The organism is Streptomyces sp. NPDC006997 (assembly GCF_040635175.1).
Lineage (GTDB): Bacteria > Actinomycetota > Actinomycetes > Streptomycetales > Streptomycetaceae > Streptomyces.
This window is the reverse complement of the sequence record NZ_JBEYHH010000054.1, coordinates 20,749-32,136: the sequence shown is the minus strand read 5'-3', so window position 1 is coordinate 32,136 and position 11,388 is coordinate 20,749. Positions and strand designations below refer to the sequence as shown.

The 11,388-nt window shown below is 74.8% G+C and carries 6 protein-coding genes; 4 read left to right on the top strand and 2 right to left on the bottom strand.

The genetic code is table 11. The features are described from left to right. Positions 1-89 precede the first annotated feature (89 nt). Together ABZ659_RS33155 and ABZ659_RS33150 are read right to left on the bottom strand one after the other, a co-directional pair. Positions 90-3,113 (bottom strand): NACHT domain-containing protein, encoded by a 3,024-nt coding sequence (locus ABZ659_RS33155; RefSeq protein ID WP_360227762.1) that lies wholly within the window; start codon positions 3,111-3,113, stop codon positions 90-92. 190 nt (positions 3,114-3,303) lie between these two features. Further along, positions 3,304-3,453 carry a hypothetical protein gene (locus ABZ659_RS33150; RefSeq protein ID WP_360227759.1) on the bottom strand — a complete coding sequence of 50 codons (150 nt, stop codon included), beginning with the start codon at positions 3,451-3,453 and terminating at the stop codon, positions 3,304-3,306. Positions 3,454-3,644: 191 nt separating this feature from the next. Between ABZ659_RS33150 and ABZ659_RS33145 the strand changes: the two genes are divergently transcribed. The 4 genes from ABZ659_RS33145 (at position 3,645) to ABZ659_RS33130 (ending at position 11,356) form a co-directional block, all read left to right on the top strand. Beyond that, positions 3,645-4,649, top strand: a complete 1,005-nt coding sequence (locus tag ABZ659_RS33145; RefSeq protein WP_360227756.1) for a DUF5937 family protein — start codon at positions 3,645-3,647, stop codon at positions 4,647-4,649. A gap of 245 nt (positions 4,650-4,894) precedes the next feature. Further along, positions 4,895-5,296, top strand: a complete 402-nt coding sequence (locus ABZ659_RS33140) for a DUF2267 domain-containing protein (RefSeq protein ID WP_360227753.1) — start codon at positions 4,895-4,897, stop codon at positions 5,294-5,296. 130 nt (positions 5,297-5,426) lie between these two features. Next, a complete protein-coding gene (locus ABZ659_RS33135) occupies positions 5,427-6,281 on the top strand; it encodes a DUF4132 domain-containing protein (protein WP_360227750.1) in 855 nt (284 codons plus the stop codon). After that, positions 6,278-11,356 carry a hypothetical protein gene (locus ABZ659_RS33130; protein WP_360227747.1) on the top strand — a complete coding sequence of 1,693 codons (5,079 nt, stop codon included), beginning with the start codon at positions 6,278-6,280 and terminating at the stop codon, positions 11,354-11,356. The genes ABZ659_RS33135 and ABZ659_RS33130 overlap by 4 nt, the downstream gene beginning before the upstream one ends. Positions 11,357-11,388: the final 32 nt, after the last annotated feature.

Genomic DNA, 11,388 nt, shown 5'->3' with positions numbered 1-11,388 from the left:
CCCCGGCCAACTCCTCAGGTGTCACACCACCCCAACGACGCTCGTAGAGCAGTAGACACGCATGCACAAGTGAAGATGACCAAGCCCTACTAGGTACGGAACCGCCGCAGACGGCCGCCCCAGATGCGGCCCTCCGGTCTGCCCCGTCCCTCGTGCCGGACGGTGACCCGCTCGGCGGGGAGCGTCTCCAGGCCGTGGACCTTCCCGCTGTCCACGAGGGTGACGTCGATCTGCGCGCGCGGCACGGCGCCGAGCGGCGACAGGTCGACGGCCGCCTGGTAGCTCTGGCACGTCAGGCGGAGGGTCAGGGAGGTCAGCGAGGGGAAGACCGCCGCGATGTCCGGTACCCGCGGGCCCGTCAGGACGCCTTCCATCTGGAGCGAGGTGACCTGGGACAGCGCCGCCGAGGGGAGGGGGACGCCGTGCGGAGAGGAGAGCGTCAGGGATCTCAGGTTCGGGGCGGGGGCCAGGAAGGAGAGGTCGACGCCGTCCGGCAGCCGGTGCAGGGACAGTTCCACGGCCGAGGTCTCACCGAGCACGGTCAGGTCCGTGATGACGTCGCAGGACTCGATCGTGAGGCGGCTCAGACCGGTCAGCGGGGCCAGTGGGGGCAGGGTGATGGAGACGGCGCTCGACGGCGCGACGGAGAGCGAGGTGACCTTGTCCGGGGCGAGGGCGCTCACGAGTGCGCTGCTGAGCAGCTGCCCCCTGAGGGAGAGGCGCGGGATGCGGCCCAGCGCGTCCAGGCACCCGACCTGTTCGGGATCGGTCAGGTGCAGGGTGAGGTCGTCCAGCGGCAGCCCGTCGAGGATCTCCTCGGTGAAGGCACGGGCGTCGAAGTACGGCCAGGACAGCGCGACTTCCTGCCGTACGGCACGGGCGGCGACCCGCTTGAACTGCGCGAGCTGGTCCAGCGCGGCCTCGCCGCCGATCCGGGCGATGGTCATCACCGTCGCGCGGGCCTGCTCCGGGGTCAGCCGCTCGGGACCGGGCAGGAAGTCCAGGACGATGTCCCCGGCGGTGGCGAGTTCCTCGGCGTCCGCGGCGGTGGCCGGGGGGATGAGGGCGGAGGCCCGGAGGTTCACCGTGGCGCGGACGGACGGGTCGAGGGTGGTGGCGTGCTCCAGGGCGGCGGCGGCCAGCAGGTGGTAGCGGCGGCGCAGCCGCGGGTCGGTGGTGAGGTCTCCCAGCTCGATCAGCTTCCGCAGCAGGTAGGCGCGTTCCCGGTCCCGGGCGTGGCCGACGGCGAGGCGGATCACGTCGTCCCACTGGTCGTCCCGGCCGGACTCGGCGAGCAGGTCGAGGTCCTCGGCCTCGACGGCCGCCTTGGCCCCGAGGTAGTCCTGGAACGTGCGGTGGATGAAGTCCACCATGCCCATCGACGGCTCCCGCAGCAGGCCGCTGCGCAACAGCAGGAAGTCGAAGACGTCCTGGGCGCGTTCGGGCGGCGCCAGGTGCGGCATCGCGGGCAGCTTCTCGCGGATGATGCGGACGGCGGTGGTCTGCGCGGCCTCGGAGCGGCCGTTGCGGATCAGCCAGTACGCGATCCGCTGGAGCAGCTGGACCTGGGCCTCCTCCGTGGGCGCCAGCCCCTGCGGGGTGGCGATCTCGCGCTCCTTGTCGCGGCGTACGAGCAGCATGGTCAGCGCGGCGGCGTACAGCTCCATGCGGCGTTCGGGGAGGTGGGTGAGCCGGTCGCGGTGCAGGGCGCAGATCAGCGCGCACATCAGCGGGTTGGTGGCCAGCCGGTACAGGTCGTGCTTGTGCCGCAGGGTCGCGCTCAGGGCGTCGCGGCAGCGCACCACGGCCTGCCGCTCCTCGGTTTCGTCGAGCGTGGTCAGGACGGCCTCGTGCCAGCGGTCGACGAAGCGGTCGACGTCGTGGCGGGTCATCGGGAGGAGGTTGAACTCGGCGAAGTCGAGTTCGGCGAGCCACTGCGTGTCCACGGCGGAGGGCCGGGAGGTGACGAGGAAGAACGTGTCCGGGTAGAGGTCGACGAGGTCGTGTAACCAGCGCCGTACGCTCGGGCGTTCGCTCTCGGAGACCTCGTCCACGCCGTCGATGAGGACCATGCCCCGGCCGCTCGCCAGGACGCGGTCGGCCCAGTGTTCGGGCTGCAGGCCGTGCAGGATGTTGTTGGCGGCGCCGAGGAACTGCTCGGGGCGGGGCAGTCCCGGCTGCTGGACCAGTGCGCGCAGCGGCAGCATGAACGGGACACGGCCGCGGAGCGCCGCGAGTCCCTCGGGGAAGGTGCCCTGGGCGGCGGAGACGGCCATCCACTGGAGCAGGGTGGTCTTGCCCGACCCCGCCAGTCCGCGCAGCATCGCCCGGGAGCAGTCGGTGAGGGCCTCCTCCACGCGCTGGCGGTTCGCCGACGGTGAGCCACCGGGGCGCTGGGAGGCCAGCTCCAGGTTCAGGTAGGCGGTGTCCAGGGGCCAGCGGGCCCGGTTGGGGTCGCTGAGGTCGACGCCGAAGATGTTGAGCTTGCCGTACTTGCGTTCGACGTGGGCGAGGTAGCGGGTCTCGAACTCCTCGTCGGGGCTGCCGGGGCGGGGGATCCGGTCCACCAGGGCGTCGAGCACGCGTACGGCCTCGTCGAGCATCCGGGTCTGCGCCACCAGCGCGTGAGCGACGAAGGTCGAGCGCTGGGTGAAGAAGTGCAGGATGTGCAGGCAGCTCAGGTCGACGAGGCTGTCGTACAGCGCGGTGGCGTCGGCGGAGAGGTCGCGGGTGGCGTCGGGGCGTTCCCCCTTCAGCTTGCGGGCCAGTTTCTCGTGGCCGAGCTGGACCGCCTGGACGTCGTCCATCTGCAGGTCGCCGAGGGCGCCCAGGGTCGCCGCGAGGGCGTCCGCCAGGGCCTCGCGTTCGTCGGAGGCGATCGGTGGCTCGTGCGGGTTCGCCTCGATGGCGACCCTGACCAGTTCGCGGGCGATCTTCCACATGTCGAGCTGGCTGAGGATGCGTTTCTCGCCCCAGCTCACCAGCCGCGACACCCGCACCGGCTGGTCGACGAGTCCGGCGCCCGGCCCGTCCCTGACGAAGAGCCTGGCGATGATCGGCCGCGCGACCGAGGAGGCGATGCGCGCGGTCGTACCGACGCTGGCCGGATCCATCGAACCTCCGCGTCGGGGCCATGGGAACGCGTCCCCACTCGTGACGTCGCTCCGATCATAGTGAATTCCGGCCGTCGCGAGCAGGGGAACGACGTGCCCGCGCGGGGCGGGAGACCGTGCTCCCGCCCCGCGCTCCCACCCCGCGCTCCCGCCCCCGTGCGGTGCCGGGGTGGGGGTCAGGGGCCGACGGTCACCGCCACTGCCGGGAGGTGCCGGTGTCGCCGTCGTTGAGGCGGACGCCCTGGGAGACGCCGCCGTCCAGGCACTTGCCGCTCTGCGCGTGCTCGATCACCCCGGTCGACGCGACGGCCGCGGTACGGATGATGGGTCGAACACTCACGGAAGCCCCCCGCTGAGCACGTGTCGTGCCCGGTCGTCTGGAAGTTCGCGTGCGCCGGGAGGTCCGGCGCCTGTCCCTCACCCTCCGCCTCCGCGGCACCGCTTCTCGACGTGATTCGGTCTGGACCGAACCACGGCATTCCGGGAAGGATCGCCCGGGACCGCGCCGCGCGGCACCTGGGGGGAGGCTCCGTGGTCTACCGGATTCACTTCACGGTCGAGGACCTGGCACGGACGCGAGTGGCGCGGCCCGCACCCCTGCTGGAGCTGGGCGCCGCGGTGCGGGCGCTGCGGGGCGCCGACCGTCCCGTGCGCTTCGGGGCCTGGCGACGGGCCGCGCTCACCCGGCTGAGGCCCGAGGCGCGCATGGTGCTGGAGCTGATCCCGCCGGGTGGCTGGGCGCCCACGTTCCTGACCTCGACCGTGGCGGGCAGCCCGGCGGAGTCGCTGGAGCGCGCCCGGTCCACGCCCCGGTCCCGGATCCGTGAGGACCTCGCCCACGTGGCCGAGTGGCGGCCGCCACCGCCCTGGGCCCGGCGACTGGCCGACGACCCGGACCTGTCACGGCGGCTCTTCGACAGCCTCGACCACGTGTACGCCGTCCTGCTGGCGCCCCACTGGTCCCACATCACCGGTGAGGCGGCGGCCGACCAGTCGGTCCGCGCGCGGCAACTGCTCACCGGCGGCGCGGAGTCCCTGCTCACCTCGTTGAGCCCGCGGCGCGTCCGCTGGAGCCCGCCGGTGCTCGAACTGGCGATGCTGTCCGGCCTCGACGGCGACCTGTACCTGGAGGGCCGCGGGCTGCTGCTCGTCCCCTCGTTCTTCGGGGCCGACGCGCCCACGATCGACATCGACGCCCAGCCGCAGCCCGTGGTGACGTACCCCGTCCACCGGGGTGAGGCGGGGCCCCTGCCCGCCGGGTCGGCCCCGCACCCGGCGTCCGGAACCCGCTCGCCGCTCGTCTCCCTCCTCGGCCTGACGCGGGCCGCCGTCCTGGAGACCATCGCCGCGCATCCGGGCTGCTCCACCAGGGAACTCGCCACCCTCGCCGGTATCGCCCCGCCGAGCGCCAGCGAACACGCGACCACGCTCCGCGCGGCCGGACTGGTCCGCACCTCCCGGCTCCGCAACACGGCGTCCCACAGTGCGACTCCCCTGGGTGTGGCCCTCCTCAACTCGGCACCGCGCAGACCGTGACGCGCCGCCGGTGGTGCGCGCGCGGGTGTTCGGCGTGCCGTCCCCCACCGCGGCGGGACTGGCTCCGGGCCGGGCGCGGTCCCGGCGTCGCGTGCTGTCACGGCCGCGGGACGCTCCGCGAGCGGACGGCTCCGGAATCGCCGCCGTGCCGGCCCGTGCGGCGGCGGCCAGCGGGGTACTCGCCCCCTGCGTCCACGTCGGCGGGCTCCGCCGCACCGCACCCCATGAGGAAGGACGGGCACCTCATGCAGCACGACGAGATCATCGGGAAGGTACAGGCGCTCGCGCAGCTGCCGGGCCGGGGGCCGGCCGAGCGGGCCACGGAGGCCGTGCTGGCCACGCTGGCCGAGCGGCTGCCGTCCGGGCTCGCCGGCCACATGGCCGCCCAGCTGCCGCCGGGCCTCGCCGTCTCCGTCCGGCAGTCGACGGAGCCCCACGCCGAGCAGTTCGGCCTCACCACGCTCGCCGGGCGGATCGCCGCCCGCGCCGGGACCGACGAGGACACCGCGCTGCGGGAGGCGACCGCCGTCTTCGAGGTCCTCGACGCGGCGCTCGCCCCCGAGCTGATGGACCACGTGGCCGGGGCGCTGCCCGCGGACATCCGCGCACTGCTGCCCGTCGGACGCGCCGACGAGGGGCCGCGGTGACGTACTGACCGGCCTCTGCCGGGTGCGGGAGGACCCCGGCCTCCCGGGACCGGCGCCCTTCCTGGGCCGGTTGTCAGTGGCCTGCCCTACAGTTCCCGTCACTTGATCACTGCGGGTGCTGGAGGCAGGCATGGGGTGGGTGTCGGCTGGCGACTACGAAGTCGCCCTCGACGACGGCAGGGTGGTGTGCCGCAACGCGGCCGGGCGGCGACTGAAGTCCGTACCGTCCAAGATCGCGGACGATCCCGCCGTGGTGGGGCTGCGCCAGCTCGTCGAGTGGCTGGAGCGGCACGAACGGCGCTGCCTGGCCGACGTGGAGCGGTGGATGGTGCGGTCGCTGCCGGTGCCGTTCGGTGTGCTGGCGAGCGTGTGGCCGGACCCGGCCTGGCAGGGCGCGCTGCGCGACCTGGTCGTCACGGGCGCGGACGGCACGGTGGCCGGGTTCCTGCGGGACGCCGACCCCGAGCGCGGCCTGGGCCTCGTCGACGTCGACGGTGACACCGTCCGCCTCACCGCCGACCTCGTCCGGCTGCCGCACCCCGTACTCCTGGAAGACCTGGAGGAACTGCGGGAGTTCGCCGTCGAGCTGGGCGTCGAACAGCACGCCCAGCAGCTCTTCCGCGAGGTGTGGCGGCGCCCGGCCGCGCTCGACGCCGAGGCCGCCTCCGTCGAGACCTACGCGGGCGGTGTCTTCAAGCAGCTGCGGTTCCTGCACGGCCGGGCGACGCAGCTCGGCTACCGGGTGCGCGGCGGTCACGCCGTGTGCTCCGTGGTGGAGGACGGCCGGGGCGTCGAGGCCCGCGTGTGGGTGGGCGACTACGACGGCTACGAGGAGACGGAGACCGGTCCCCTGGTCTTCACCGACCCGCAGGGCCGGGCGCTCAAGCTGGGCCAGGTCGGCCCGGTGGCCTGGTCGGAGGGTATGCGCATGGCCGCCGCACTGTACGCCGGACGCGACATCGAGGACGAGGAGCGTGCGGCGTGACGACGTACGACAACACCGCGCGGGACGGCGGCGCCCCCACCGGCGTCGCCTACGACGACACCACCTCCGGCGCCCTGCTCGACGCCGGTGCCGTGCTGCCGCCGGGCAGCACCGGGCGGGAGGACGCCGACGCCCTCACCGTCCGCACGTACACCCACCCCGCGCTGGACGGTCGGCGGATCGTGCGGCTGGTGCCGGGGACGCTCGGTGAGGCCGAGGACCTCGCGCTGGACTTCCTCGGGCTGGTCCGCGAGCCCGGGGTCCGCGAGGTCGGGCAGGTGCGCCGGGAGACCCTCGGCTTCCCCGCGTGGGCGCTGGTCAACGACCCGGCCAACGGGCACCACGCGCTGGCACTGGTCCAGGACGTCGAGCGGCTCGCCCGGCAGGCCAAGTCCCGCCCCGGCAACGCCAAGGAGGGCTTCGAGGCGCTCGGTGAACGCCTCGGCCGTGCCGTGCCGCACTTCCTGCCCACCTTCTACGAGCAGGCGGCCCGCGTCTTCCTCCAGCAGGAGAACACCACGTACGCGGCGGCCTTCTTCGGCAAGGCGCGGGACGCGGAGCGGGTGCACGCGCTGACCGTCGACGAGGAGCGGCAGCGGGCCGTGTTCCTGGAGTTCGCCTTCGCGGGCGCGCTGACGGTCAAAGCGCTCAAGGAGCACACGAAGGCCCTCGCGGCCCGGCTCGCCCCCGCCCAGGCGTGGGAGCAGTACCGGCAGCTGAGCGTGGAGCGCTGCGCGGCGGGCATGGCGCCGTACGCGGCGATGCCCCAGGACGCCCGCGCCCTGATCAAGGGGGCGGGCCTGGACCAGGTCGCCGAGGAGTGCTCCCTGGTCGCGGAGTTGCTCGCCTCGCCCGCGGCGGTGCGGGCCCCGGCGTCCTTCTGGAACGCCTACCGGTCGACGCTCGTGCCGCTGGCGGAGCGGGAGCCCGCCGTACGGGTCCGGCTGCTGGAGATCATGCCCGCCGGGCTGGGCCGTTCGGCCGCGGACGACGAGTTCTGGCTGGCGCTGCTCGCGGAGACCGGCGCCGACCGGCTGCTGACCGGCGAGGACACCGCGGACGGCGCCGATCCGGCGGACTGGCTCAGCCGTTGGGCGCTGCACCTCAAACACGGCTCGTCGGCCGGCGACCGCTCGGCGGCCACCCTCGCGCTCGTGGAGCGGATGGCGCCCCGGCTGCGCGCCCTCGGCCGCCCGGTGGACCTGTTCACGGGCCGCTGGCAGACGAGCGCCGACCTCGACCTGCTGGACCTGTGCGCGGCGCGGGGCGTCCCGCTGACGCTTCCCGGGACCGACGAGTCGCCCTTCCTCCCCCTGTCCCCGTGGCTGACGGACACCCGTCCCGGGCGGCGCGACCTGGCGGCCGTCGCGGCCGACGCGCGCCTCCGGCCGCTGCTGTACGACGCCGTCGGGAAACTCGGCGGACACTACCGCGGCGCCGGACAGGTGGGGGCACTGGCCGGGCACCCGGTCCTCGCCGACGTGCTGCGGGAGTGGCTGGACGACGCGGCCGGGGAGCTGACGGCCGCGGTCGGCCTGCCCGCCGCCCGCGCGGCGCTGAACCGGCTGCACCCGTTCCACGCGGTCGCCGCCCGGGTCAGCCCGCAGGCCGTCGCCCGGGTCGCCGCGGCCGAGGTGGCGCCGCTGCTGGGCCGGACCCTGCGCGCCGGGATCCTCGACGAGCTGGGCTGGCCCGCCCTCGACGAGGCGCTGCGGCGGCTCGACGCGGAGACCCGGCGCGACCGGGACGACACGCTCACCGTCCACGAGGCCTGGCCCGCGCTGATCGTCTCGCGTCGGCACAGGGCGATCGTCGTCGGACCGCGGGACATCCTGCTGGAGCACGAACTGCGGCTCCCGGTGGAGCTGGGCCAGTGGCAGCGTCCGTCGTTCCGGTACACGGACGGCGAGCTGCTGGTGATGTGGCGGCAGGACCGCAAGCAGTACGGCTACTGGTCGGCCCGCCCGTCCGAGGTGTTCCCGCTCGACGGCGAACAAGTCCCGCACTGGTACGGCGGCGGTGACGCCGGGGAGACCTCGATCCCGCTGCCGGACGGAGGCCGCGCCACCGGTGCGCTCGCCCTGCACGCCGGTGACACGGTCGTGCCGCCGCGCCGCCGCGTCCTGGGGGACGGCACCTCCTACTGGCGCCAGGGCCGTCAGGGGCGGCAGCAGGTGTGGCTCGAGTACGACCCGGCGACCGGCACCCACGGGCGGGCCTCACTGCCCGCGTTCCCGCGGTCCGGCATCCGGGAGGGCGCGACCCTGCTCCAGCAGCACTGCGCGGTCCTGCCCCTCCAGCCCGGCCTGGAGGACAGCCCGTTCGGCACCGACGGCGCGGTCCTCGGCCGCTGGGTGCGCTCCGAGGGCGAGGGCGCCGAGGCGCGGTTGACCGTCGGTACGCCGGACGGCCGCACCGTCGCCCTGGGAGCCGACCGGGTGCAGGGCGTCCCGCTGGGCGCGCTGCGACTGCCCGGTGGCGCCGAGCCCGTCGCCGTCGCCGGGCACCGTCAGGTCGCGCTGTACGCGGGGGGCGACGGCGCCGGGGACCAGCAGTTGGGTCAGGTGACGCCGCTGGAGCGGGGCGGCGAGTTCGCCGCCGGTACGCGTCTCGTGCCACCGGTGGACTTCTGGCACGCGCTGCGGCCCCGGGACGAGGAGGCGTCGGCGGTGCTGCGGGCGCTGAGCGACGAGCAGGCGGACGGGCTGCTGCGCGCCGGGGCGCGGGCGCTGGAGGAGCGGCAGGCGCGGATCGACGCCGCGAGGGGCGAGGCGCAGTCGGCGGGTGGCTCGGGATCCCGTTCCCGGAAGCCCGCGCGGTCCGCCGCCGAGAAGCCCCCCGTACCGGACGCCGACGCGTTCGTGCGGGAGGCCGTCGCCCGCGAACTGCCCGGTATCACCGAGCCCGGTCTGCTCTCCGGTGTCGCCTCCCTGGTGCACGCGGTGCTGCGGCTGGCGGCGTCCGTCGCCAGGTTCGTGGCACCGCCGGCCAACCCGTCCGAGGCGCGGCGGAAGGCCGGGGGCATGTTCGCCGAGTACAGCCCCGAGGAGGGCGACGACCAGACGCTGCGTGAGGCGATCACCGGGCTCGCCGAGTTGGACGGCTGGTGGGGCGGGAGACGGCAGTGGAGCGTGCTGCGTCAGATCCGCGCCGTGAACCACGTGCTCTCCGGGAGACCCGCCGAGGGCAAGGCGCTGCCGGAGTACGCCCGCACCACCGGGTCCGTCGACGGGTGGCGCAGCGAGGAGCGCACCGTTCCCGGCGGCGCGGTGTGGCTGTCCGTGCTGGACGTGCTGCGTCCGCTGGCCTACCGGGCCGCCTCGCCCACCGTCACCGCGGCGCACCGCGAGGCGCTGCTGCTGCTGTTCGAGGCGCTCACGGAGGGGCCGTTGGCCGCGCCCGGGGCCGCGGTGCGCGAGGTCGTCCTGAGCGAGCCGGACGACGAGCACGAGCGCACCGGTCAGGTGCTGCGCCGCGGGGACCGCACCGTCGTCGTCCTCAGCCGCTGGAACGTCGACGCCCGGGAGGGCCGGGTGAACTGGCTGGCGCTGGACCACGACCCCGCCGGGACGTTCGGGGCGGTCGCCCACTTCACGCTGGAGCGGGAGACCGCGCACCCGGCTCGCTTCCCGGCCGCCGCGCTGACGGAGGTGACCGGGCTGGTCCGGGAGAAGGGCGCCGCGCCCTGGCAGCCGGAGGCGACCGCCGCCCTCAGTGCCGCGACGCGGGACAAGCTGGGGCCGGTACAGGCGGCGCTGCTGCTCGCCGGGAAGCCGTCGCAGCTCACCGGCGAGGTGATCGCCGCAACCGGCCTGAAGCCGCGTCAGAAGCAGCTCGGCGACGCCCTGCTGTCCTCGCTGGCCGCCGCCGACCAGGAGGCGCTCGTCGGCGCGCTGCTGCCCGAGCGGCCCGCTGACCTCTGGACGTCCGGACCGGACACGGACACGGCGGGCCGGGTGTGGGCGGAACGCCTCGGCGACGTCGTCCGGCTGCCCGAGGACCTCGCCGGGGAGCTGACCTTGCACGGGCTGTCCACCACGTCCGCCGAGGAGGTCCTCAATCCGGGCCGCACCCCGTGGATCAGCCGCACCACGGTCCAGAAGCCCGACAAGGACGGCGACCTGGTCGCGGCGGACCCCCGCGCGATCCCCGGTCGCGGCGCACTGACGCGTGCCGTGTCCGTGCTGGCCGGGCTCGCCTACTCCCTGCCCTACGGGCACCCCCTGCGCGCCGTGCTGCCGGACGGGCTGGCCGCGCTGCGCCGCCGGGTAGCGGACCCGGGGCTGCTGCTCGACCTCGACCTCGGCTGGACGGAGAAGGGCGGGTTGACCGCCGTCGAACTGCGCAAGACGCACGGGCTGCCCGCCACGGGCGGCGCCGACGCGCACGGCCACACCCCCGTGGGCGAGGCGCTGGTCCTGCGTCCCTGGTACGGCGACCAGGAGACCGTCCTGGTCCGCCCGGGCAGCCTCCGTGGGGCGGACGACCCGGTGTTCGGCATGGTCGAGGGCCTGATCGGGATGGGGCGGGGCCATGACCTGCGGGCGCTGCGGACGATCCTGGACGACGACCTCGCCCGCGCTGTCGCGGCCGGAACGGCCCCCGACGGACTCACCGGGTACGCCCAGGACCCGACCCGCAGCGCGCCCGACCTGGTCGCGGAGGTCGCCGAGACCCATGGCCTCGGGGAGGACGCGGCCACGCTCTACCTGCAACTGCTGGCGCTGCCCGACCCGACGGACCGCAACTGCGTCCGCTGGACGGGCTGGAAGCCCGCGCGCATGAGGAAGGCCCGCGCCGAACTGGCGGCCACCAGCCTCGTCGTGGAGGCCAAGCGGTCACGCGCCGGGCGCACGCTGTTCCTGCCGTGCGGCTGGCTCGAACTCGCGGCGCCCGCACGGCCCGTGGAGGTCTGGAAGCGGGGCCTCTTCCCGGAGTCCGACCACGTCCGCGCGGCGCCGCTGACGCCGGTTCCGGAACTGTTCACGCGCGCGTGGGAGCGCGTGCGCGCCGGGGACGCCCCGGCCTACGAGGAACTCACCACCCGCGCCACCCGCAAGGGCCGCCGCCGATGACCACCGCCCACCACCCGCACCGGGAAGAACCC

Bases quoted from the DNA above. Each gene is read 5' to 3' on its own strand.
- ABZ659_RS33135 (WP_360227750.1), top strand. From the start codon at position 5,427: ATGGGGTGGGTGTCGGCTGGCGACTACGAAGTCGCCCTCGACGACGGC.
- ABZ659_RS33140 (WP_360227753.1), top strand. From the start codon at position 4,895: ATGCAGCACGACGAGATCATCGGGAAGGTACAGGCGCTCGCGCAGCTG.
- ABZ659_RS33155 (WP_360227762.1), bottom strand. From the start codon at position 3,113: ATGGATCCGGCCAGCGTCGGTACGACCGCGCGCATCGCCTCCTCGGTC.